This window comes from Bacillus sp. ISL-35 (assembly GCF_018613355.1).
Lineage (GTDB): Bacteria > Bacillota > Bacilli > Bacillales > Cytobacillaceae > Mesobacillus.
Window position 1 is genome coordinate 84,671 of record NZ_JAGGQK010000002.1, and the last position, 24,441, is coordinate 109,111.

Annotated in this window: 23 protein-coding genes; 19 read left to right on the top strand and 4 right to left on the bottom strand. The window is 44.9% G+C overall.

The window, feature by feature from the left end; genetic code table 11:
• The first annotated feature begins 87 nt into the window (after window positions 1–87).
• Window positions 88–810: an EcsC family protein gene (locus tag J7E38_RS03685; RefSeq protein WP_214705005.1), complete on the top strand. Its 723-nt coding sequence runs from the start codon at window positions 88–90 to the stop codon at window positions 808–810.
• Window positions 811–906: 96 nt separating this feature from the next.
• On the opposite strand, the gene J7E38_RS03690 is transcribed toward J7E38_RS03685, so the two are convergent.
• Together J7E38_RS03690 and J7E38_RS03695 are read right to left on the bottom strand one after the other, a co-directional pair.
• Window positions 907–2,109 (bottom strand): M20 family metallopeptidase, encoded by a 1,203-nt coding sequence (locus J7E38_RS03690; protein ID WP_285291704.1) that lies wholly within the window; start codon window positions 2,107–2,109, stop codon window positions 907–909.
• 154 nt (window positions 2,110–2,263) lie between these two features.
• Window positions 2,264–3,655 (bottom strand): hypothetical protein, encoded by a 1,392-nt coding sequence (locus J7E38_RS03695; RefSeq protein ID WP_214705003.1) that lies wholly within the window; start codon window positions 3,653–3,655, stop codon window positions 2,264–2,266.
• Between the two features lie 282 nt (window positions 3,656–3,937).
• Between J7E38_RS03695 and liaF the strand changes: the two genes are divergently transcribed.
• The 4 genes from liaF (at window position 3,938) to J7E38_RS03715 (ending at window position 7,082) form a co-directional block, all read left to right on the top strand.
• Complete coding sequence (gene liaF, locus J7E38_RS03700) at window positions 3,938–4,711, top strand: cell wall-active antibiotics response protein LiaF (protein WP_353049934.1); 774 nt, start codon at window positions 3,938–3,940, stop codon at window positions 4,709–4,711.
• Between the two features lie 10 nt (window positions 4,712–4,721).
• Window positions 4,722–5,756, top strand: a complete 1,035-nt coding sequence (locus J7E38_RS03705) for a sensor histidine kinase (protein WP_214705001.1) — start codon at window positions 4,722–4,724, stop codon at window positions 5,754–5,756.
• Window positions 5,756–6,397 (top strand): response regulator transcription factor, encoded by a 642-nt coding sequence (locus tag J7E38_RS03710; protein ID WP_214705000.1) that lies wholly within the window; start codon window positions 5,756–5,758, stop codon window positions 6,395–6,397. Before J7E38_RS03705 ends, J7E38_RS03710 begins: the two co-directional genes overlap by 1 nt.
• A 178-nt stretch (window positions 6,398–6,575) precedes the next feature.
• Window positions 6,576–7,082 carry a DUF3995 domain-containing protein gene (locus tag J7E38_RS03715; RefSeq protein ID WP_214704999.1) on the top strand — a complete coding sequence of 169 codons (507 nt, stop codon included), beginning with the start codon at window positions 6,576–6,578 and terminating at the stop codon, window positions 7,080–7,082.
• A 406-nt stretch (window positions 7,083–7,488) separates the two neighbouring features.
• Here the strand turns inward: J7E38_RS03715 and J7E38_RS03720 are convergent, their stop codons facing one another.
• Entirely contained in the window at window positions 7,489–7,998 is a 510-nt protein-coding gene (locus J7E38_RS03720) for an antibiotic biosynthesis monooxygenase family protein (RefSeq protein WP_214704998.1), read from the bottom strand.
• A 287-nt stretch (window positions 7,999–8,285) separates the two neighbouring features.
• On the opposite strand from J7E38_RS03720, the gene hemE reads away from it, so the two are divergent.
• The 5 genes from hemE to J7E38_RS03745 all read left to right on the top strand — a co-directional run bounded on the left by hemE (window position 8,286) and on the right by J7E38_RS03745 (window position 14,783).
• On the top strand, window positions 8,286–9,332 hold the full coding sequence (hemE, locus tag J7E38_RS03725) for a uroporphyrinogen decarboxylase (protein WP_214704997.1): 1,047 nt from the start codon (window positions 8,286–8,288) through the stop codon (window positions 9,330–9,332).
• A gap of 90 nt (window positions 9,333–9,422) precedes the next feature.
• Window positions 9,423–10,361: a ferrochelatase gene (gene hemH / locus J7E38_RS03730; protein ID WP_214704996.1), complete on the top strand. Its 939-nt coding sequence runs from the start codon at window positions 9,423–9,425 to the stop codon at window positions 10,359–10,361.
• Between the two features lie 25 nt (window positions 10,362–10,386).
• Window positions 10,387–11,814, top strand: coding sequence for a protoporphyrinogen oxidase (gene hemY / locus J7E38_RS03735; protein WP_214704995.1), 1,428 nt, complete (start codon window positions 10,387–10,389; stop codon window positions 11,812–11,814).
• A 120-nt stretch (window positions 11,815–11,934) separates the two neighbouring features.
• Window positions 11,935–12,507: a TetR/AcrR family transcriptional regulator gene (locus tag J7E38_RS03740; protein WP_214704994.1), complete on the top strand. Its 573-nt coding sequence runs from the start codon at window positions 11,935–11,937 to the stop codon at window positions 12,505–12,507.
• A 74-nt stretch (window positions 12,508–12,581) separates the two neighbouring features.
• Window positions 12,582–14,783 carry a YhgE/Pip domain-containing protein gene (locus J7E38_RS03745; RefSeq protein ID WP_214704993.1) on the top strand — a complete coding sequence of 734 codons (2,202 nt, stop codon included), beginning with the start codon at window positions 12,582–12,584 and terminating at the stop codon, window positions 14,781–14,783.
• A gap of 108 nt (window positions 14,784–14,891) precedes the next feature.
• Here the strand turns inward: J7E38_RS03745 and yhfH are convergent, their stop codons facing one another.
• The gene (gene yhfH, locus J7E38_RS03750) at window positions 14,892–15,026 is read right to left on the bottom strand and encodes a protein YhfH (RefSeq protein WP_215038179.1); all 135 of its coding nucleotides are present in this window, start codon (window positions 15,024–15,026) and stop codon (window positions 14,892–14,894) included.
• Between the two features lie 171 nt (window positions 15,027–15,197).
• On the opposite strand from yhfH, the gene J7E38_RS03755 reads away from it, so the two are divergent.
• The 9 genes from J7E38_RS03755 (at window position 15,198) to J7E38_RS03795 (ending at window position 23,624) form a co-directional block, all read left to right on the top strand.
• Window positions 15,198–15,932: an MBL fold metallo-hydrolase gene (locus J7E38_RS03755; protein WP_214704992.1), complete on the top strand. Its 735-nt coding sequence runs from the start codon at window positions 15,198–15,200 to the stop codon at window positions 15,930–15,932.
• Between the two features lie 14 nt (window positions 15,933–15,946).
• Window positions 15,947–16,936, top strand: a complete 990-nt coding sequence (lplA, locus tag J7E38_RS03760) for a lipoate--protein ligase (protein ID WP_214704991.1) — start codon at window positions 15,947–15,949, stop codon at window positions 16,934–16,936.
• Between the two features lie 169 nt (window positions 16,937–17,105).
• A complete protein-coding gene (locus tag J7E38_RS03765; RefSeq protein WP_214704990.1) occupies window positions 17,106–18,662 on the top strand; it encodes a fatty acid--CoA ligase family protein in 1,557 nt (518 codons plus the stop codon).
• A 103-nt stretch (window positions 18,663–18,765) separates the two neighbouring features.
• Complete coding sequence (locus J7E38_RS03770; protein ID WP_214704989.1) at window positions 18,766–19,542, top strand: enoyl-CoA hydratase-related protein; 777 nt, start codon at window positions 18,766–18,768, stop codon at window positions 19,540–19,542.
• A 342-nt stretch (window positions 19,543–19,884) separates the two neighbouring features.
• Window positions 19,885–20,613, top strand: a complete 729-nt coding sequence (locus tag J7E38_RS03775; protein WP_214704988.1) for an AzlC family ABC transporter permease — start codon at window positions 19,885–19,887, stop codon at window positions 20,611–20,613.
• Entirely contained in the window at window positions 20,606–20,911 is a 306-nt protein-coding gene (locus J7E38_RS03780) for an AzlD domain-containing protein (protein ID WP_214704987.1), read from the top strand. Before J7E38_RS03775 ends, J7E38_RS03780 begins: the two co-directional genes overlap by 8 nt.
• 169 nt (window positions 20,912–21,080) lie before the next feature.
• Window positions 21,081–21,869, top strand: a complete 789-nt coding sequence (locus tag J7E38_RS03785) for an ABC transporter ATP-binding protein (RefSeq protein WP_214704986.1) — start codon at window positions 21,081–21,083, stop codon at window positions 21,867–21,869.
• Entirely contained in the window at window positions 21,853–22,608 is a 756-nt protein-coding gene (locus J7E38_RS03790; protein ID WP_214704985.1) for an ABC transporter permease, read from the top strand. Before J7E38_RS03785 ends, J7E38_RS03790 begins: the two co-directional genes overlap by 17 nt.
• Window positions 22,609–22,625: 17 nt before the next feature.
• Window positions 22,626–23,624, top strand: coding sequence for an aliphatic sulfonate ABC transporter substrate-binding protein (locus tag J7E38_RS03795; protein WP_214704984.1), 999 nt, complete (start codon window positions 22,626–22,628; stop codon window positions 23,622–23,624).
• Window positions 23,625–24,441: the final 817 nt, after the last annotated feature.

Consider the following 24,441-nt stretch of genomic DNA (forward strand, 5'->3'; position numbering starts at 1 on the left):
GGCTCCGGGCTTTTATGAAAAGGATTTTTTTTCGAAACAAATTTACTTTCAATACGTAAGTATTAGTACGAAAAGGAGTGAAGAGCCTTGAATGAGTATGAACTGAAGGCATATGATGAGGTAATTGCCTGGAAGCGTAAGCTGAATAAACGATCGGGAATATTGGCGCGTGCCTCAAAAAAAGCGCAGACAAAAGTGAACCAGCTGATTCCGGAAAAAGTCCATCAAATCCTCACGGAAAGTATTAAAAACATGGTCAAGGCCACACTTGCTGGCTCGAATTTAACGACGAGAAAGCAGCAGGGAACAGGTTTGACACTCGCCAGCAAGGACGAATTGCTGAACAAGAAACTCTCGGGATATAAAAGGACCGCAGCTGTCGAAGGTGCAGGTACAGGTGCTGGCGGAATCCTGCTCGGAATGGCGGACTTCCCGCTGTTATTATCGATTAAAATGAAATTTCTGTTCGAAGCTGCCTCCATATATGGGTTTGACCCTTCGAAATATGAAGAAAGGCTGTTTATCCTCTATGTATTCCAGCTGGCATTTTCTAGCGATGCCCAAAGGAAGCAGACATTGGATGTGCTTGAAAATTGGGAAAGCCGAAAAGCAGAGTTGCTGGAACTGGATTGGCAGCAATTTCAACAGGAATACAGAGATTATATTGATTTTGCCAAAATGCTGCAGCTGATGCCTGGGATTGGGGCAGTGGTAGGTGCTTATGCTAATTACAATCTGCTTGACCAGCTCGGAGAAACAGCGATGAATGCCTACCGGATGAGGATCCTTCAGGCACCGCCTCAGTTGTGAGGGACTGAGTGAAACGGGGTGATTTGTCATTTCGTAAAAAATAATAAACTGCAGACAAGCGATTTGTCTGCAGTCTGAATGAGTAAGTTTTCTTTTTTACGCTAATGTTTCTTGATGGTGATGCTGTTCTTTCGTCTGATAGTTCAATGCGGCTGCACAAAGCGTTTTTGCGGCGATGAGCATTGCTTTTTCATCAATATCGAATCTTGGATGGTGGTGTGGATAGGATTCTGCACTTTCCGGTTTTGCTCCTGTGAAAAAGAACGTACCTTTCACATGCTGGAGATAGTAGGCAAAGTCCTCGCCACCCATTTGCAGGTCGCTTTCTTCAATTTTGGTCACTTCCGGCACCTTTGAAGCACAATCAATCAGGAACTCGGTTTCTGCTGCATGATTCACTACCGCTGGATAGCCCTTATCATACAAATAGTCATAGGTGCAGTCGGTTGACAGACATGTTCCTTGGACAACTTTTTCGATTTCGGCTGCGATAAAATCGCGGGTGTTTTCATTGAATGTTCTCACTGTACCAATCAGCCTGGCTTTATCGGCGATGACGTTGAAAGCATTTTCTGCCACAAACGAGCCTACAGTTACAACGGCAGAATCGACGGGATCAACACGTCTGCTGACGATTTGCTGCAGGTTAGAAACAAGCTGTGCTCCGGCAACAATGGCATCCTTTGTTTTATGCGGCTGGGCACCATGTCCGCCTTTACCCTGGATGGAGATCTCAAAGCGGTCGGCTGCTGCCATGATCGGTCCGATGCGATATTGGACAGTACCCGTCGTTTCAGTGGCCCACAGGTGGGTGCCAAAAATGACGTCAACACCTTCAAGGCAGCCGTCTTCAATCATAGAAATGGCTCCGCCTGGTGCATACTCCTCAGCGTGCTGGTGAATCATCACATAAGTTCCTTGAAGATTTTCCCTTGCTTCATACAATACTTTTGCAAGGACGAGCAATGTCGCTGTATGGCCATCATGTCCGCATGCATGCATGACGCCCGGAACGAGGGATTTGTATGGGACATCCTTTTCATCCTGGATCGGAAGGGCATCAAAATCGGCTCTAAGTGCAACTGTTTTGCCTGGTTTGGCTCCATATATTTTTGCGACAACCCCGTTGCCGCCTACGTTGGTGCGTACCTCAACCCCCATTTTCTCATAAAAGGCTGCGATATACCTCGCCGTGTTCTCTTCCTGGAAAGACAATTCTGGATGTTGGTGCATAAAGCGGCGGATTTCCACCATTTCCGGATAAAGGTTTTCTATTTTTCTAAAAAGCTGATCCTGCAATTGCTTCATCTCCTTATGTATAATAGTTTGATAATTTAAATAATTATAACATGATTAGACAATAAAAACATTCAAGAATAACAGCAAAAGAAGCTCCCAGATAAGGAGCTTCATATATAAACGGTGCCATTGAGTGGCAGCCAGTATTTTAAAGCTATATCAGGAACATTGCTACTATTGTGGTTACGACCAGTCCGATAGTGACCGGCAGGAGGTTGCGCCTTGCCAGTTCGAATGGGTCCACACCGCAAATTGCGGCTGCCGGAATAAGTGCCCATGGAACGAGGGTGCCGCCGCCGACCCAAATTGCGGCAATCTGTCCGAGTGCGGTAAGGGTTGCTGCCCCAGCGCCTATGGCAGTCGAGAATATTGCAGCGACCGATCCAGCCAGGGAGATTCCGGAAAATCCTGATCCGTCCAGCCCGGTGATCGCTCCCACTGCTGTAAGTGTTACGGCTCCTACTTCCGCGTTTAGAGGTACGACTGAGGCCAGCGCCACCCCCAGGTCATTGACAATTCCCTGGGACGTCTCTGGGAGGAACTCACCGATGATTTTCATGAAGCCTGAGTCGCCGAGATAGAAGAAGGCGGCAATCGGGATGACAGCCCCAAAAACCTTGAATCCAAACTGGAAGCCTTCTATGAGGTAGCTGGTCGTTTTTTCAAGACCTTTGTTCTTGTGTGCTGCAAGAGAAATTAGAAGCAGGATGAAAATCGAGGTTCCGCCAACAAGCGCAGTCGCATCCCCGCCCTGGAGGTTAAGGATGGACATTGCGGCAACATCCGCAGCGAACAATACCGGTATCAGGAGAGCAAAGAACTTCTTTGCACCATCTGTCAGCAAGGTTGGATCACTTGTTTGTTTTAATTCAACATCAACGTAACCGCTACTTACTAATTTGCCGCTTTTCATGTCTCTTTTTAACAGATAGAAAGCGGTCACCGTGGTGACAACCCCCATCACAATGACCAGTGGGATACTAGCCTGAACGACCGAACTGACAGGTATCCCGGCAGCATCGGCTGTCAGCTTTGGAGCAGCCTGGATGACAAAATCACCGGATAGGGCGATTCCGTGTCCAAAGAGGTTCATAGCGACCGCCACACCAAGGGCAGGAAGGCCGACTCTTACCGCGACCGGTAATAGGACTGCTCCCATCAAGGCTACTGCCGGAGAAGGCCAGAAAAACCAGGAAATGCACATCATGACAATCCCGATCGTCCAATAGGCCAGTGCTGGTGTTTTAATCAACCTGGCGAATGGGGAGATCATCGCATCGTTAATCCCCGTCACGGTAAGCGTCCTGCTCATCGCCACAATGATGGAGATCACGAGAATCGTAGGCAAAAGCTCGGTAATGGCATATATGAAACTATTGAATACACTGCTGACCGAGCCGCTCAAAGAGCCAGTCGCGACGATGGCCAATAAAAAGATTCCGAGGATCGATACAAGCGTTGTATCTCTTTTCATGACCATGAACCCGATGATCAGAAAGATGAATAATACATAAATCCAATGAAGTGCCGTTAATTCTATAATCATAAAAGATTGCTCCCTTCTGAGTGACGTACTGTTATCTGCCTATGCTGAATAGGCAAATTACCTAATTAAGTACTACAGAATATGTTGGAAGCAGAAAGGTGTGAGCAGGATCTGTAAAAAAAATATCAGTCCCGGGACGGAGGCAGAAAACTTCTCTGGAGGGGAGGAATAAGCTGTGCACTTTCTTAAAATAGTAATAGCAAGAAAGTTTACTAGTGAATTAAAGGGATTCTTTCGAATGAAAAAGAATAAAAGAGTAGGAAAGCAAGAAAGAAGGGGAAAGTGTTGCGGACTCGATCGGTGAATCAAATAGCAATGGCTGTTGGGCTGGCAGGAGTGGGAATCATCCTTTTGCTCGTCAATTTAGGTGTCATTTCCTTGGAAATAAAAGAACTATTTGTCGTCTCGTATCCTTTTTTGCTATTGGTATATGGACTGGTGGCTCTTCTGCAAAAGAAGTTAGGCTGGGGATTGTTCATTGTTGTTTTTTCATCGCTTTTGGTCATGGACCGTCTTGATATGATCAGCTTCAAATTCCTCGATGTGTGGAAACTCTGGCCGCTGTTCCTGATTTATTTTGGTGTAAGCATGTTAACTGGGAAACGGAAGTTTAAGGTCATCTACCAAACGGAACTGCCATCAGCTAAACAGCTTGGGGATTTTCCAGAAACCGAAGGGAATTCCACAAAGAAAATCCGGGGAGCATCAATTGGCAAAGTCACATTCAAAGAGCCGAACTGGGCAGTTGGACCAATGGATCTCTACAATATGGTCGGTGAATACTTTATTGATTTCAGCAAAGGTTTCATACCTGACAAAGAAACACCGATCAGGGTGAAAGGCTGGGTGGGGGAAGTGAAAATGCTCGTTCCAGAGGGGGTTCCGGTAAAGGTCAATGCAGTGGTTGGCGTCGGTGAAGTAAAGCTTTTCGACTATGCTCAGGAACAAATCAAACATGTGATAGCTTATAAGTCAGATGATTATGATGAAGCCGTCAGGAAATTGAACATCACCATTGAATTGAAGATCGGTTCTGTCAGAATCGATCGGGTGTAGGGTGAGGAAAATGACAAGTATCCGATTATGGTTTATCCAGACTTTCTTGATGATGGCGTTCATCACTTCTCTCATTCTCTTCATTGGCCTGCAAATTTTCTTATTCATGGTGCCTGACAGCGGTCTCTCTACTTCGATGACCTTTTGGTTTTGGCTGTACAGCTTTGTCATAATGTCAGCAGTGGGGTTCTATTTCAGCCTGCGGGGGAGCTACACAATCAAAGGGCGTCTTAGCGACATCTTGTTATTGATCGCTACCTTGCGCAGAGGGAAATTCACTGAAAGAATCATTACCGATGAAAAAGATGAAATCGGCCTGATTTCGGAAGAGCTGAATCATCTGTCAGAATACCTGCAGGAACAGGTCCACTCGCTGCAAAAGCTGGCAGAGGAAAAAACGGAACTATCCAGGACAGCCAAGTCAGCAGCAATCATGGAGGAAAGGCAGCGGCTGGCGAGGGATTTGCATGATGTAGTCAGCCAGCAGCTGTTTGCCTTAAGCATGATGTCATCTGCATCACTCCGTTGGTTTGATCAGGAACCGGAAAAAGCCAGGAAACAACTGGAGCAGATTTCCGAGATAGCGGGCAAGGCTCAAGGTGAAATGCGGGCGCTCCTTCTGCATCTGAGGCCAGTCCAATTAAGTGGGGAGAGTCTTTGCGAAGGAATCGTTAAACTTATTCAGGAATTGAAGCAAAAGACAAACCTTGCATTTGAGGCGAGCATCGATGAAATCGAAAACATTTCGCCGGCAGCAGAAGAGCATATTTTCCGGATCGTCCAGGAAGCGCTGTCCAACATCCTGAGACATGCCGATGCAGCAAAAGTGAAAATATTGCTTGCAGAAGAGAATCAAACGATCCATCTATATATTGGCGATGATGGAAAAGGGTTCGATATACATGAGGAAAAGATGGCATCTTACGGCTTGAAGACAATGCGGGAGCGTTGCGAACAAATTGGCGGTACTTATAATATCCGATCAAAAGAAAATGAAGGTACATATATAGAAATCAGGATACCCGCTATGAGGAGGGAAGAATAATGGGGAAAATCAGAGTGGTTGTCGTTGATGATCATGAAATGGTCCGTAGAGGCATTATTTCCTATTTGGAGACTGAACCGGGCATCGAAATTGCAGGAGAGGCGGACAGTGGAGTAAAGGCTGTTGCACTTGTGAAAGATATAAAGCCTGATGTGGTGCTGATGGATCTTTTAATGGAAAATGGCACGGGGATTGACGCAACGAGGGAGATATTAAGCTTTTATCCAGAATGTAAAATCATCATCATTACAAGCTTTTACGATGACGATCAGGTTTTTCCGGCAATTGAAGCAGGGGCATTCAGTTATATGCTAAAAACAGCGACGGCCGCAGAAGTCATTGCGGCAATTGAAAAAGCCGCCAGAGGAGAAACGGTGATTGAACCAAAGGTAGCCAATAAAATGATGAGAAAACTGAGACCGCAAGAGCGCAAGCCCCATGATGAGCTGACAGAACGTGAACTGGATGTCCTGAAATGTATAGGGGAAGGCATGACAAACCAGCAAATCAGCGAAGAATTATTCATTGGTGTGAAAACAGTAAAAACACATGTTTCAAACATACTCGGAAAATTAGGTTTAACAGACAGGACCCAGGCTGCTGTTTATGCAAACCGGAACGGATTGATCAAGATGTCCTAAGGAGGGGAGGGTGCCACAAGATTAACAGGTTCGGTAATGAAGTATAAGAAGTACAATAACGAATCATTTTGAAGGCCAATTCTCATATGATTTGGGCTTCATTTATTTGGTGCTATATAAGGGTTTTAATGATTTTAACGAGTCATTTAGCAAGAGTCTGCTGACCAGCAGACAACTTATGAAAAAAGTGCTAAGGTTCTGGGGAAATCAGTATACTGATGTTATGACGGAGGACGATGAAAACAGAAGGAGTGATAAATTGCTAAAGAGTTTAATAGGAGTAACGTCTCTAATATTTTTATTTATTGGTATGCTACATATTTTTTGGGCATTTGGCGGAAGTTGGGGAGTAAATGCGGCTCTTCCAACTGAAGATGACAGTAAATTACCAGTTTTACAACCAAGAATGTTTGGTACACTTTTTATCGGCTTACTATGCTTTTTTGCATTTGTCCTTCTATTAGTTCAAATCGATTTGTTCGCAGTCATTCAATCCTCCACTCTTTCAAAATGGTTTTGTATAGCTGGAGGAATTGTATTCTTGTTACGTGCTATCGGTGAAGGGAAATATGTAGGTTTTTTCAAAAAAATCAAACATACTAGATTTGCAAAACTAGATACCGCCTTTTATTCGCCCCTTTGTGTATGGCTAAGTTTCATTTTTTTGCTAGCATCATTTATATGAGATTTCCTCAATCTACATGGGAGAGCGAACTGCTCAAGTGGTAAATAGATTTTCAATGTATTAGGAACAAATGGCGGAATTCAACAATAAAAGCAATGGGAAATGAATTCCATTGCTTTTCCTATTGCTATTTTTTATTAAAAACGATACTAATTATGATGCTGAGCGGGTTTTGAATTAAAGTTTTCTCATTCAAAACAGAACCCGTTACCACAAGATGAGGAACAAAGCCTATAGTTAACTATGAAAGGTGCACGAAAAGGGCTGGAACAGAACTCATTATGGAAGCGAGAATAAGAAACAAACGCAGCAAATAGCTCTATCCATTACCTTAAGGACCCGATAATGGGCAAGAACAGAAAAAAGCGCCATCCATCACAGAAATGGAGACGCCAAAAGGCGATCATCATTCGCCTTCAATATAATATTTTGATACATACGATGCGCTCTCAAAAATATTTGGCTTTGCGCCATCAATTCCTGCCTCTGTGCCGCGATTCTTGTGTGCATGGGCATAGGCCTTGGATTTTTGCCAGTTTTCAAATGAGCTCTCCTTATCCCAGATGGTCATGATGATATAGGTATTTGAGCTCAATGGCCGCAATACACGAATGGCGACAAATCCTGGCTCGTTCTCAATCATCCTTGGCCGGTTCAGGAAGCGGTCCTCAAAAAGCGGCCTTCCCTCATCGGTTACAGGGATATTATTAAAGACAGCAAAACCTTTATGGCCGAGTGTACCGGCAGAATCGATCACTTCATATTTCCTTGGCGAACTGAATGAGGTCTTTCCTTCCGTCTCATGGACAAGGATGGATGACTCGTTGTTGTTCATAAGGACCATGTTTTCGCCCTGGTGTTTTTCTTTTAATTTCAATAGAAAATCAGCTGTTCCTGATGTAATAAATAGATTCATCTTTTCACCTCATTTTTAAAATTAAGTTCTTCCTTCTATTATAATGAATTTCACACCTTAATCTATTTTCCCTCTTTTAGAGAAGCTAAAAACAAAAAAACGTCTAATTTTCGACAATTTAAAGCGTTTCCTATGAAATGGGGGCGTAAAAACGATATAGTGTATATAGTTTGTTTTTTTATAAAAATGAAGAAGTCTGTTTTCTCATTGGAAAATAGGTGTTTTTTATTTCAATCCTTTTATATTACAATGGAATACAGACATTATTGAAAGGTGGACCACACTTAATGAGCAAGATAATCAATGATACCTTTTTAAAAGCAGCTAGAGGGGAAAAAACGGACCATGTCCCTGTATGGTATATGAGACAAGCTGGCCGTTCCCAGCCTGAATATAGAGAAATCAAAGAAAAATATTCCCTGTTCGAGATCACCCATCAGCCTGAACTTTGCGCCTATGTCACAAGGCTGCCGGTAGAACAGTATGGCGTTGATGCTGCCATCCTTTATAAAGATATCATGACTCCGCTCCCAGCGATGGGCGTAGACGTCGAAATCAAATCAGGCATCGGGCCAGTAATCTCGAATCCAATAACATCACTGTCAGATGTGGAGAAGTTGGGCACAATCAATCCTGAGTCTGACATTCCGTATGTTCTCGATACAATCAAGCTTCTTACACAAGAGCAGCTGTCTGTTCCATTGATCGGTTTTTCCGGAGCGCCGTTCACACTTGCGAGCTATATGATCGAAGGCGGACCTTCCAAAAACTATAATAAAACAAAGGCATTCATGTATGCCCAGCCTGAAGCATGGTACGCGCTGATGGACAAGCTTGGCGATATGGTGATTACCTATGTCAAATCCCAAGTCAAGGCTGGAGCTAAAGCAATCCAGATCTTTGACTCATGGGTTGGCGCATTGAATGTCCAGGATTACCGTACATTTATCAAACCAGTCATGAACAGAATTTTCTCGGAGTTGAAAAACGAGAATGTGCCTTTGATTATGTTTGGTGTGGGTGCAAGCCACCTTGCCCTGGAATGGCATGACCTTCCACTTGATGTCGTAGGCCTTGATTGGCGTTTGCAGGTAAGCGAAGCTCGTGAGCTTGGCATCCAGAAAACGGTAATGGGAAATCTTGACCCGGCGATTCTGCTTGCGCCATGGAACCTAATTGAAGAAAAGGCGAAAGCGATTCTTGATCAGGGAATGGCGCAGCCAGGATACATTTTTAACCTTGGACATGGTGTCTTCCCATCGGTGAACCCTGATACGCTGAAAAAATTGACTGCATTTATCCATGATTATTCTGCTTCAAAGCTGGGCAAATAGTTTCTATTCTCCATCAGAGCATTAGATTTGGTAAATTAGAACTATTTTTGGCAGAATAAAAGCTTAGAGACTGGAAAAAGAGGTGCAATCATGACGAAGAAAAAGATGGGTTTGCTGGTGATGGCATACGGCACACCCTATAAAGAAGAAGATATTGAACGGTACTATACACATATCCGCCACGGACGTCCGCCGGCACCGGAAATGCTTGAAGACCTGCAAAATCGTTATGAAGCGATTGGCGGCATTTCTCCGCTTGCGAAAATCACGGTGGAACAAGGCGAGAAACTGGAGCAGCATTTGAACAGCATCCAGGATGAAGTGGAATTCAAAATGTATCTTGGATTGAAGCATATTGAGCCTTTTATCGAAGATGCTGTGAAGCAAATGAATGAAGACGGAATTGAAGAGGCGGTCAGCATCGTTCTAGCTCCGCATTTTTCAACCTTCAGTGTGAAGTCCTATAATGGCCGGGCAAAGGAAGAGGCTGCCAAGCTGGGCGGACCTGAGATCGTCGCCGTGGAAAGCTGGTATGATGAACCGAAATTCATCAAGTACTGGTCTGATCGTGTGGCAAAAACGTTTGCAGAAATGCCTGCTGATGTGAAGGATAAGTCTGTCCTGATCGTTTCTGCCCATAGCCTTCCAGAGAAAATTCTCCAGATGGGCGATCCATACCCAGAACAATTAAAGGAAACAGCAGACTTGATTGCCAAACAGGCTGGTGTAAAGAATTACGCGGTAGGCTGGCAAAGCGCCGGCAATACCCCGGAACCATGGCTTGGACCAGATGTTCAGGATTTGACAAGAGAGCTGTTTGAAGAGCATGGCTATAAAGCTTTTGTTTATGTGCCAGCCGGGTTTGTTTCCGAGCATCTTGAAGTACTATATGACAATGATTATGAATGCAAGGTCGTGACGGATGAAATCGGGGCCAGCTATTACAGACCGCCAATGCCGAATGCAGAGCCGGAATTCATTGACGCAATGGCAGATGTCATTTTAAAAAAGCTGTCATCTTCAAGCTAAATCTAGTAAAAGAAGGCGATTTACCGTGACAGATATGAAAAGAGTTGTAATTATAGGGGGAGGCATCACTGGTTTGGCTGCTGCGTATTATTTGCAAAAGCATGCCAGGGAGAACCAGCTTCCTTTGGATGTAAAGCTGGTGGAAGCCTCCCACCGTGTTGGCGGAAAAATGCAGACATATGTAAAAGATGGCTTCGTCATCGAAAGAGGGCCGGATTCTTTTCTGGAAAGAAAAGAAAGTGCAGGCCGTCTGGCGAGGGAAGTCGGATTAGGCGATAAGTTAGTCAATAACAGTACAGGAAAATCGTACGTGCTCGTTAAGGACAAGCTCCACCCTATACCAGGCGGAGCGGTGATGGGAATTCCTACTCAAATCGGCCCATTTGTTACAACAGGATTGTTTTCATGGCCGGGTAAATTCCGGGCTGCCGGAGACTTCTTCATGCCTCCATCCAAGGTGGAAGGAGACCAGTCACTTGGAGAGTTTTTCCGTCGCAGGCTTGGTGATGAAGTGGTCGAGAATTTGATAGAACCTTTGCTCTCGGGCATTTACGCCGGGGATATTGATAACATGAGTTTATTGTCCACCTTCCCGCAATTTTATCAGACAGAGCAGAAGTACGGGAGCCTGATTCTTGGGACAAAGAAATCGACACCTGCCCCAAAAAAGCAGCCTGATGAAACCGGACAGGTGAAGAAAAAGGGAATGTTCCTGACTGTGACGTCGGGTCTGCAGTCGTTTGTTGATGCGATTGAATCCAAGCTTGTGGCCGGTTCTGTGATCAAAGGAATCCGGGTCGATAAAGTGAGCAAGCAGGAGCAAGGTTACCGTTTAAGGCTGAGCAGCGGTGAGACGCTGGATGCAGATAGCATCCTTGTAGCCGCACCTCATGAAGCTGCCTTGCACATGTTCGCTGATCATGAACACATCTTTGACCCATTCCGCGACATGCCTTCAACTTCGGTGGCAACAGTAGCCATGGCGTTTCCGGAAAGTGTCATCAAAGAAGATATAGATGGCACAGGTTTCGTTGTCTCCAGGAACAGTGATTACACGATCACAGCCTGCACATGGACCCATAAAAAGTGGCCCCATACGACACCGGAGGGAAAAGTTCTGCTCCGTCTTTATGTCGGCAGACCAGGTGACGAGGCAATTGTTGAGCTGTCGGATGATGAGATCATCAAAATTGCCTTGGAAGATTTGAATAAAACAATGGATATTCAGGCGCAGCCAGATTTTGCCGTCGTTTCGCGCTGGAAGGAAGCAATGCCCCAGTATACGGTCGGGCACAAGCAGAGAGTGGCCAATCTGAAGAATGACCTTGAAAAGGAACTTCCCGGCGTCTTTGTCGGAGGAAGCTCTTTTGAAGGAGTTGGCCTTCCCGACTGCATCGACCAGGGGGAAGCAGCGGTTGAAAAAATCCTTGGATATTTGCAGCTTAACCGATAAAAAACCCTTTTCAAAGGGTTTTTTATTTTACATACTTGCCACAGTGTAAAAGATGTGATAAATTAATTTGTGACGAAATGACCACTTTTCTCATTTGGTCATTTTTTTGGAGGTGAAGTCATGGCAATCGACCGGAGGCAGCAGATTATTGATGCGGCCAACAACTCTTTTTCTCTTTATGGATATAAAGCCACGACGATTGATCTAGTTGCAAAGCTGGCGAATGTAGGGAAAGGGACAATCTATACTTTCTTCAAAAACAAAGAACAGCTTTTCGATGAAATTATCAACGGTCTCATTAAAGAAATGGGAGAGGTCGCGAATGAGGCTGTGAATCCAGCAGATTCTTTTTACGAAAATGTCCATAGAGCTTTATATAGGCTGCTGGAGTTCCGTAAAAAACATCAGCTGACGATCAAGCTTTCCCAGGAAGCACGGGACATTGGGACCCCCGCTGTGGTGGAAGTCATGGATAAGCTGGAATCTGCCATCCTGGGTTTCATTAAGGATAAGGTCATCCAGGCAATCCAAAAGGGAGAAATAAAGGAATGCGATCCGGAAATTACTTCTTTCATCATGATGAAGCTTTATATCGCATTGATTTTTGACTGGGAAAAGAAAAACAAGCCGCTTGAAAAAGCACAGATTTTAGAGCTATTTGAGTTCTATATTTTCAAAGGATTGTCTCATTAGGAGGGAGTCCTTATTTTCAGCACAAAAATGACCAAATGAATAAAACGGTCATTTTTTTATCGAGGAGGATAAAGATGAAAAATAAATTATTCACCCAAGAATTGCTTGCTATTTTTCGAAATAAGAAGCTTTTGATACCGATTATTGCCGTCTTGTTCATTCCTGTCATGTACAGTGGAATGTTCTTGTGGGCATTCTGGGATCCCTATGAACATCTTTCCGATCTCCCTGTAGCAGTTGCCAACAGTGATGCAGGGTCAACGATTGACGGAAAGAAGCTTGAACTCGGCAATGACCTGGTGGAAAAGCTGAAAGAAAGCCAGGATTTTGGTTTTGAATTTGTATCAGAAGATGAAGCGGAAAAGGGACTTGAGCAGCAAAAATATTATATGCTCATCAAAATCCCAAAAGATTTCTCAGAAAATGCAACAACATTGATGGATGAACATCCTGAGAAACTCGAACTTGTTTATGTGCCAAATGAAAGCTTCAACTTCTTATCTGCCCAGATTGGCGGGACAGCAGCAGAAAAAATCAAGGCTTCCGTATCCGAAAAAGTTTCAGAAACCTATGCCGAGACAATGTTTGACAATATCGGCGAACTGGCTGATGGTCTTCACCAGGCGAGTGACGGAGCTTCCGAACTGAACGACGGTGCAGTCAAGCTTAGGGATGGAAGCCAGGAGCTTTATGACAATTTATCCGTTTTAGCAAGCAAGTCGATTGAATTCAACCAGGGAATGAATTCAGCTGATTCCGGAGCGAAAGAGCTGGCAAATGGGGCAGGAAAGCTGGCTGGAGGACTTGGTAAATTGGAGGAAGGAGAAACGAAGCTCGAGGATGCTTCAGGTCAACTTCTTGCAGGCCAGAAAGATTTGCAGGCAGGAGCTTTAGAAGTTAAAGCTGGTTTAGATCAAGTAAACAGCAAGGTACCAGAATTGATTGAGGGTACTAAACAAATTGAACAGGGATCCGAAAGTCTCGGCCAAAACCTGACAGCCTGGAAAAATGGGGCTGACAATGCAGCTGGCGGAGCGGCGCAAGTACATGCCGGTATCCAAGAGCTGCAAAAACAAATGGAAGCAATGGCGCCTTTATTAAGTGCCTATCCTGAAAAACAAAAAGAGCTTGCAGAAGCGCTTGGCAAACTGGAGGCTGGCAGTGCAGATCTTGAGAATGGGACAGTGCAACTCTCAGGCTCAGCAGGTAAACTTGCTGCTGGTTCTGGTGAATTATCAGATGGCTTGAATAAAGTCATTGCTGGCCAGGGTGAACTCCAGCAGGGAATCTCAAAACTTGCAGCAGGCAGCGGACAAGTGGAAACTGGTGCTGCGAAACTGGCAGCCGGCCAGGGAGAATTTCATTCAGGTCTGCAGCAGTTCGGTGACAAGCTAAGTGAGGCGAAAGCTGGTTCTGTTGAGCTGGCAAATGGAAGTTCCAAGCTTGTGGGCGGAATGGACCAGCTGGCAGCGGGTTCCGCTGCCATGACGGACGGAGCAGACAAACTGGCATCTGGTGCCGGAGAATTGTCTGTTGGCAATTCAAAGGTAGCGGCTGGGACATCCGAACTTGCTGAAAAGCTGAAAGACGGAGCAGAAGAAGCTAAGGTGAATCCAGATGAAGAAACCTACAATATGCTTGCTGCACCAGTAAAACTGGCGAATGAAACATTAAAGGCAGTTCCGAACTATGGAACAGGATTTGCACCATACTTCTTATCTCTTGGCTTATTTGTTGGTGCGTTGCTGCTTTCCATCGTATTTCCATTAAGGGAGCCAGCTGGAGTTCCTTCAAGCGGTACAAGCTGGTTCATCAGCAAATTCGGCATCCTGGCCGGGATCGGCATAATACAGGCACTTGCAGCCGATGCCATCCTTCTTATGGGGCTGGGGCTTGACGTAGAAAGTGTTCCATTATTCGTGGTCTTTTCCATCATCACAAGCCTGACTTTTATTGCATTAATCCAGTTCCTTGTGACGTTGTTAGGAGATCCGGGCCGTTTTGTTGCCATCGTCATCCTGATTTTGCAGCTTACGACAAGCGCAGGAACTTTCCCATTGGAGTTAATTCCAGGATTCCTGCAGAAGTTTAACGCATATTTGCCAATGACCTATTCAGTGCAAGGTTTCAAAGCTGTCATCTCAAGCGGGGATTTCAGTTTCATGTGGCAAAATGCAGGGATTTTAGCCGGATTTATTTTAGTCCTGGCAGCAGGCACGGCATTCTATTTCCATTGGATGTTCAAGAGGAAATTCACCGTATTAGCAGAAAAATAAAAAAGGAAGCCAGCTCTTAAAATAATGAGCTGGCTTTTCATTTGCAGTTTGTTCACTGTGGGAAAGGGATTGTATTAAGCCCGGAAAACCGGGGAAGGAAAACGAAGGTTAAAACTTTCCTGGATCCATGCATCCGTTACATTTATTTCCGTAACATTCATGCTGTTCATCAATTGTCTCTCCGCATTCTATACACTGCTTCTTTGGCAAATTACGAAAGAATTCTACAACATTTTCGATCATGATGTTCCCTCCATTCGGGTTGTTGTTTTGGTACAGACTTAATATTTACTATATTGTATTATAACAGTATAAATGACGTCAATCATAATTTTCTGAAAAAACCGCTAAAGTGAAAAAATGGGCAAAATGAAGTATAGTGAAAGAAAAAGTGTGATTATAGGAGGGAATTCATTGAAGCTGACAATAGTAGGATTCTGGGGCGGATATCCTAAAGTGAATGAAGCTAGCACTGGATACTTGCTTGAACATGAAGGTTTCAAGCTCATGATAGACTTTGGCAGCGGCGTGCTCGCGAAGCTCCAAAATTTCGTGCAGCCTGAAGAGCTGGATGCGATGGTGCTGTCACATTATCATCCTGATCATGTTTCCGACATCGGTGTCCTGCAGCATGCACGGCTGATCCAGGGATTTTTGGGAAAGAAATCCGCTCAGCTGCCGATTTACGGTCATACACAGGACAAGCAGGAGTTCGCAAAACTTACATATAAGAACATCACAAAGGGAGTGGCCTACAACCCGGCAAAAAAGCTTGAGATCGGTCCTTTCACCATCTCCTTTCTACCTGCAGTCCATCCGGTTCCATGCTATGCGATGCGGATTGAGGCTGGCGGCAAGTCCTTGGTATATACAGCGGACACTTCCTTTAAGGAAGAGTTCATTTCTTTTGCTTCCGGTGCTGACTTATTGCTATCAGAATGCAATTTTTATGGTAACCAGGACGGCAAGGGTGCAGGGCATATGAACAGCTATGATAATGGAAAGCTCGCTAACCAGGCGGGAGTAAAGCAGCTGGTCCTGACACACCTGCCTCATTATGGTGAGATCGATCAGCTCGTTTCCGAAGCTTCCACACAATTTTCCGGCCCGATCACCCTGGCCAGAGAAGGTCTTGAAATAACCTTATAAAAGGAGAATCAACCATGTTATTTATTGATAATAAAGGAATCACAGATCCGAGAATCAACCTGGCAATTGAAGAGTATGCCTTAAAGAATCTGGATATCAATGAAACCTACCTGCTTTTCTATATAAACGAACCATCCATCATCATTGGCAAGAACCAGAACACAATTGAAGAAATCAACACTGAATATGTAGAAAAGAATGGGATTCATGTCGTCCGCCGTTTATCCGGAGGCGGAGCCGTTTACCACGACCTTGGCAATTTGAATTTCAGCTTTATCACGAAGGATGACGGGGACAGCTTCCATAATTTCAGGAAGTTTACTGAGCCAGTGGTGCACGCACTAAGGAAATTGGGCGTAAACGCGGAATTAAGCGGCAGGAATGACCTGTTGGCAGAAGGCAGGAAGATTTCCGGGAATGCGCAATTTTCAACAAGAGGCCGGATGTTCAGCCATGGCACACTTTTGTTTGATTCAGAAATCGAAAGTGTCGTTTCGGCGCTTAACGTGAAAAAGGACAAAATAGAATCTAAAGGAATCAAATCAATCCGCAGCCGAGTCGCGAATATTTCCGAGTTCCTTTCAAATAAAGTGACAGTAGAGGAATTCCGCTCTCTTCTATTAAAAAATATCTTTGAAGGGCTGGATGAAATTCCGGAGTATGTTTTAACAGAAAAGGACTGGGAAAATATCCGTGAACTTTCAAAAGAAAGATATCAGAATTGGGATTGGAATTACGGAAAATCGCCTAAATTCAACCTGCAGCATTCCCATCGCTTCCCGGTCGGCCAGATTGATGTCCGTTTTGAGGTCAATAAGGGAATCATTGATCATTGCAAAATCTATGGGGATTTCTTTGGTGTAGGCGATGTCACTGTGATCGAGAACAAGCTGACAGGCATAAAATACGAGAAGTCCCAGATTGTCAGTGCGCTGGAAGATGTGGACATCAAACATTATTTCGGAAATATTTCTAAAGAAGACTTTATTAACTTAATATATTAACTTTTTGAACGCGGTGTTGTTGTACCGCGTTTTCTGTTTAATAAACATAAATTGTTAAAATTTCGACATATTTTCCTTGAATACATAATTTTCTTTCAATATAATATATTTAGAAAACTTTTTATTAAGTTTGGTGATTGAGTTCACCGCAAAGGGGGAAGGGAGTTATATGAATCTTTCATCACAGCTTCATCACACTGCCTCAATGCTGGGCGATAAGCCGGCATATTTTTTCATGGACAAAGCAAGTACCTATGCTGAACTTGATGCGGCTGTTACGAAGTTTGCATCTGGCCTTGAAAAATTAGGGGTAAAAAAAGGCGATCATATTGCCTTGCTGCTAGGAAACTCTCCACATTTTGTCATCAGTTTGTACGGAGCATTAAGACTCGGTGCAACAGTCATTCCCATCAATCCAATTTACACCGCAGATGAAATCGGCTATATCCTGAACAATGGTGATGTGAAAGTTGTCGTCGGTCTAGACATGATGCTGCCACTCGCCGAAAAAATGCATCAGCACCTGCCAAAGGTCGAATACTTTGTCATTGCTGAGACTGGCCAAAATCAGTTGTCTGAAGAAGAAATGTCCAAGCTTTCATTAGGTTCAAAATTGAAACCGTTTACACATGTTGTTGGTTCTGGTGATCTTGCTTTTAAAGGTCCTGAGTTGAATGATGATGATATGGCAATCATTCTCTATACATCAGGAACGACTGGAAAGCCTAAGGGTGCTATGCTTACACACAAAAACCTTTACAGCAACGCCAAAGATGTAAGCGATTACCTGAAGATGAGCGAAGATGACAGGGTGATCACTGCCCTGCCGATGTTCCATGTCTTCTGCTTGACCGTTGCCCTTAATGCCCCATTGATGAATGGAGGCACATTGTTGATTGTCCCTAGGTTCAGCCCGGCAGAAGTGTTCCGGATTGCCAGGGAATACGAGGCCTCTGTATTTGCAGGCGTGCCGACCATGTATAATTTCCTTTTCCAGTATCCAGAAGGAAATCCGGATGACCTTAAGTCCCTAAGACTGTGTATTTCAGGAGGTGCTTCACTTCCGGTTGCACTGCTTCAGAATTTCGAGCGAAAATTCAATGTCATGGTTTCAGAAGGATATGGTTTGTCTGAGGCGTCACCGGTTACGTGCTTCAATCCACTTGATCGCCCGCGCAAGCCTGGTTCAATTGGAACCTCAATCGTAAATGTTGAAAACAAGATCGTCAACGAAATGGGAGATGAAGTGGCTCCAGGGGAAGTTGGCGAATTGATTGTCCGCGGCCCGAACGTAATGGCAGGCTATTATAAAATGCCGGAAGAAACAAGCGCTACGATCAGGGATGGATGGTTGTATACAGGAGACCTCGCCCGCATGGACGAAGAAGGGTATTTTTACATTGTTGACCGCAAGAAAGATATGATCATTGTGGGAGGATATAATGTATATCCACGTGAAGTAGAAGAAGTTTTATATAACCACTCTGATATTGTCGAAGTAGCAGTTCTTGGAGTTCCTGATCCAAATCTCGGCGAAGCAGTAAGATGCTATGTTGTCAGCAAAAATCCTGAACTGACAGAAGAGCAGCTGCTTGAGTACTGCCGCGAGCACCTGGCAAAATACAAAGTGCCAAGCGCAATCGAGTTCCTTGAGGAACTGCCAAAAAATACTACCGGTAAAATTTTAAGAAGAGCATTGAAAAATCAGGTTCTGCAAGGAAAGTAATCTTTAAGAAAGAGAGGCAGGCGCCTGTGCCTGTCTCTTTTTCAGCATTTGGCAGGAATTTTTATTTTTCAGCTAGAATGTCAATGAAGAAGGAGCTGATAGAATGGGTAATATTGATTTCAAGTTGGAAGGACATGCAGCAATTGTGACGCTGAATCGACCGGAAGCATTAAATGCTTTTAATTATGACACACTCGACGAATTACAGCGTGTGATTGAAGAAATCAGGATAAACCGTGATGCCAGGGTAGTGATTTTTACCGGAGCAGGTGAGAAAGCATTCAGCGTCGGAGCTGATTTGAAGGAACGCCGCACACTGTCCGATGAGGAAGTGAAGCGCAATATCTATAAAATTGGCGAGGTCTTTACGATGGTAGATCAGCTTCCGCAGCCAACGATCGCAGCGATCAATGAATTTGCCTTTGGAGGTGGAATGGAGCTTGCGCTTGCATGTGATTTCCGCGTTGCCTCCGCTGGGACGCAAATGGGGTTGACAGAAACGAGCCTGGCAATCATTCCTGGTGCTGGAGGAACACAGCGGCTGCCAAGGCTGATCGGCCAGGCAAAAGCACTCGAGCTGATCTTGACTGCGCGGAGGCTAAAAGCAGAGGAGGCACTGGAATACGGTCTCGTCACTGCGGTGGTCAAAAAAGAAAGCTTGCTTGAAGAATGCATGAAATTTGCCGAAATGATGATGGCAAACGGGCCTGTGGCACTGCAGCAGGCAAAGTACGCAGTCAAGCAGGGAATGAACGGAGACCTGCAGACAGGACTGCAGATAGAGCGCAAAGCATACGAAGTCACGATCCCAACAGAAGACAGACTGGAAGCACTGGAAGCTTTCAGTGAAAAAAGGAAACCGCATTTTAAAGGAAAGTAACTCAACACGGCCACGGCCGTGTTTTTTTTAGGCTCCAAGACTGCTAATAATTAAATTTTGCAATATATCAGCGAATTTTCTATTATATCGACCACATCTCGCAATATATCAGCGGATTTTTGAATATATCGACTACATCTCGCAATATATCAGCGGATTTTTCAATATATCGACCACATGACAAGAGCGCGCGCCAACCTGCTTTTTACTAGTACCCTGCCAGTCAAAAATAAGTATTTCGATAAAAGAAATACTTTTCCATGGTGCTGGAAATATGTATAATATATTTTAATTGATTAAAGGATTTCATTTCTTACATAGTAATAGAAAGGCGGGAAGGTCGTGGAAAGTACATTGGCTGTAAAGCAGGCAACAGATTTTAAAAAAGGGATTCAATCAGGCATCAGCATTGCGATAGGCTACATGCCGATTGCGCTTACCTTTGGCTTGATCGCCAAGACAACGGGACTCGCGCTCGGCGAGACGGTCATGATGAGCATGCTGGTATTTGCGGGTGCCGCACAATACATTTCCTTAAGCCTCCTGGCGCAGGGAATCGGTATTTTTGAAGTGATTCTCACTACTTTTATCGTGAATATCCGCCATTTCCTCATGTCGGCATCCTTGAATGAGAAGGCGGAAGAGGATACGGTTGGCGCGAGGATGGGGTATTCCTTCGGGATTACTGATGAGACGTTCTCGGTCGCAGCCACGCGCGAGGGAACGGTCAATGCCGGGTATATGTTCGGCTTGAATCTCACTGCCTACTCCAGCTGGGTCGTGTTTTCAGGGCTGGGTTATCTTGTCGGGGCCGGATTGCCGCAAACCCTTCAGGAAAGCATGTCAGTAGCATTATATGCTATGTTTGTCGGCTTATTGGTTCCATCGATGAAAACCAATGGGAAAGTTATATACCTGGCAGCACTCGCAGCTGCCTTCAACTCGATTTTCACGATGGCTGAACTGATGTCAACAGGATGGTCTATTGTCCTTGCAACTTTATTGTCAGCAGTTCTTGTAGAAGCTGTAGAAACATTCAAGAAAGGCAGGGGGACAGAAGCAGATGAGTAGAGAAATCATCATTATGATCATAGGCATGGCTGTCGTGACCTATATACCAAGGATGCTGCCGTTCGTGATGTTCCGGGGAAAAGAACTGCCGCCATTTTTGCAGGGCGTCCTGAAGAATGTCCCTTATGCCACACTGGGAGCGCTGATTTTCCCGGCAATCCTGTTCATCCAGGAAGACATCTGGTACGGCCTGATTGGTGCTGCCGCCGCGTTTATCGTTGCCTTTATGGGGGCGAATGTCATTGTGGTCGTCATTGGTTCAATATCCATTCTGACTCTATATTCTTATTTTTTCTAGATCTGCTGGCATGCAGGTCTATTTTTTTTGCCCTTGAAAGATCGAAAACAAAAACGGGCAGGCTGAACGGAAAAATAAATGAAATGTTGACAAGATGAATGAATAGATTATAATTAACTTTATTAATTCCGACTAAACTAATAAGTATTATGAGAATAGGGTGATTAGCTTGTTTATAGAAATCAGCAATGTACACAAACAATACGCAGACAAAAATAATCACCAGGTTGATATTTTAAAAGATATTAATCTAGGAGTGAATAAAGGTGAGTTTGTATCAATCCTTGGTCCCTCGGGTTGTGGGAAATCCACACTGCTTTCGATTGTGGCAGGACTGACTCCGGCAACTGGCGGAGAGGTTACGGTTTTAGGAAAAAGGATTGAAAAACCGGGGAAGGACCGTGGGATGGTGTTCCAGCAGGCAGCGCTTTTTCCATGGCTGAATGTCCTGGAGAATGTCCTGTTCCCGCTTAAGCAGGAAATGCCGAAGAAGCAGGCTGAAGCCGAGGCAAAGAAGCAGCTGCAAAAGGTGCAGCTGAGCAAGTATCTTACCCACTATCCTCATGAGCTTTCGGGTGGGATGCAGCAGCGGGTGGCAATTGCCAGGGCGCTGGCGATGAATCCGGAAATCCTCTTGATGGATGAACCGTTTGGGGCGCTTGATGAACAAACCCGCTCACGCCTGCATGGACAGCTGGAGACGATCTGGGCAGAAACACAAAAAACAATCTTGTTCGTAACCCACAGCATCTCTGAATCCATTAAGCTATCAGACCGGATCATCGTGATGGGAACAAAGCCTGGTGTGATCTTGAAGGATATTAAAGTGGACATTCCAAGGCCCCGTGATGAGCATAAAAAAGACATGGTCGAATTGGAAGAATATATTATGGGCTTCCTGAAGAAGGAGATCGACAAAGTCATCAGGGAGGAGCTTGCAGATGAATCCGCACATTAAGAGAATCATATTTTTCGCAGCAATAATTGCATTCTGGTATGCAGGAAGCGAGCTGGAATGGTGGATGCCAATCATCCTTCCATCTCCGGAGAAGGTCCTTGAGGCACTGGTCACAGGATTCCAGGATAAAACCTTGATCTATGATTTGATTGCCAGCTTCAAGCGTCTTGGAATCGGCCTTGGGCTTTCACTGGGAATCGGGACAGCGCTCGGAGTCCTGCTCGCAAAATCCAAAACGGCGGATGAGACGCTTGGAACAATCGTCCTTGCTTTTCAGAGTGTACCGAGTATTGTATGGCTTCCGCTCGCGATCATGTGGTTCGGCATGAACGAGAAGGCCGTCATTTTTGTAGTCGTTCTTGGAGGAACATTTGTCATGACGCTTAATATTCGAGTGGGCATTAAAAATGTTTCGCCATTATTCATAAAGGCAGCCAGGACAATGGGTGTGAATGGCTGGAATTTGTATAAGAGAGTGATTTTTCCGGCAGCCATCCCTTATGTTGTCACCGGTTCAAGGCTGGCATGGGCATTTGCCTGGAGGGCCCTGATGGCTGGGGAGCTTCTAAGCACGGGTCCGGGTCTTGGATATACTCTGCGCTATGCCTCTGACTTCGGCAATATGGGCCTGGTCATAGGCGTTATGATCATCATTGGCATTATTGGGACCGTTGTTGACCAGCTTATTTTCCAGCGTATCGAAAAATCAGTCTTGAATCGCTGGGGACTCGAATCATAAAAACAGGAGGGAATCATATGAAAAAAGCTTCATTATTTCTTGCAGTTCTAATGACATTCGCGCTGCTGCTCGCAGGCTGCGGTGCAGGTGGATCATCCACAGCATCTGGTGAAAAGGAGAAAATCGTCATTGGTTATTTCCCGAACATCAATCACGTACCTGCCATGGTGGCGAAAGACAAAGGCTATTTTGAGCAGCAGCTTGGCGATGGCACGACAATCGAGTATAAGACATTTGCTGAAGGAGGTTCATTCATGACTGCATTGAAAACAGGAGAAATCGATGCGGGTCTTGTAGGACCTGGACCGGCGATGAATAACTACTCAACAGGAGCAGATGTTAAAATCATTGCCGGCGCATCCACAGGCGGCACAGTGGTATTAGCGAGAAAAGGAGTCGAAATCAACTCAGTTGAAGACTTCGCCGGCAAGACATTCATTACCCCGGGAGTAGGCTGCACACATGATGTCCAGTATGAAACATATCTTGAAGCAGAAGGCATCACTTCACAGCGTATCGGCGGAACAATGAAGCATCTTACCGGCCAGCCTGCACAGTACGCAGCCATGCTGAAGTCCGGCAAGGTAGATATCGCAGTAGCCCCTGAACCGTGGGCCGCCGTCATTGAAAAAGAAACAGGTGCAGAAGTCGTCATCGGCTGGGATGAAGTATCATTCGGGGAAACACTTCCTGCATCCGTTATGGTTACTTCCGGCAAGATGATCAAAGAAAAACCAGAAACCGTACAAAAAATTATCGATGCTCACAAAGAGGCAGTGAAATTCATCAACGAAAATCCAGCAGAAGCTCAGGAAATCACGATTAAAGACATCAAAGAAACGACAGGCCAGGAACTTGAAGAAGATGTCGTCGAGCTCGCATGGGAACGAATTGGTTTTACCCATGAAGTCGATGCAAAGGCCATCCAGGATTTCTCAGACTCATCTTACGCGTTGAAGTTTTTGAAAGACAAACCAGACTTTAAAACGTTGATTGACGACAGCTTCCTTAATTAAAACAGAGAGTACCAGGATGTTTCCTGGTGCTTTTTTTGCTGTTTGAGGTCTCAATCGAGTCTTAAGGTGCTCTGATGAAATTCATTTCACCTCCATAGGGTACCATTCAAGGGGAAAGATACCCTTATGCAAAGCATTTTTCCACTATAAGGGGACCATTCAAGGGGAAAGATACCCTTATGCAAGGCAATCCACCTCTATAAGGGCACCATTCAGGTGAAAATACACCCTTATACAAGTCATTTCACCTTCATAAGGGCATCATTCAAGAGGAAAGATACCCTTATGCAAGGCAATACACCACTATAAGGGCACCATTCGAGCGGAAAGATACCCTTATGCAAGGCAATACACCACTATAAGGGCATCATTCAGGTGAAAAGATACCCTTATGCAAGGCAATCCTCCTCCATAAGGGCACCATTCGAGCGGAAAGATACCCTTATGCAAGGCATTTCACCTCCATAAGGGCACCATTCAAGCAGAAAGATACCCTTATGCAAGGCAATCCTCCTCCATAAGGGCACCATTCGAGAGGAAAGATACCCTTATGCAAGGCATTTCACCTCCATAAGGGCACCATTCGAGCGGAAAGATACCCTTATGCAAGGTATTTCACCTCCATAAGGGCACCATTCAAGGGGAAAGATACCCTTATGAAAGGCACCCCCCCTCTATAAGGGTATCATTCAAGTCGAAAGATACCCTTATGCGAGGCAACCCACCTCCATAAGGGCACCTTTCAAGAGGAAAGATACCCTTATGCAAGGCAATCCTCCTCCATAAGGGCACCATACGAGCGGAAAGATACCCTTAT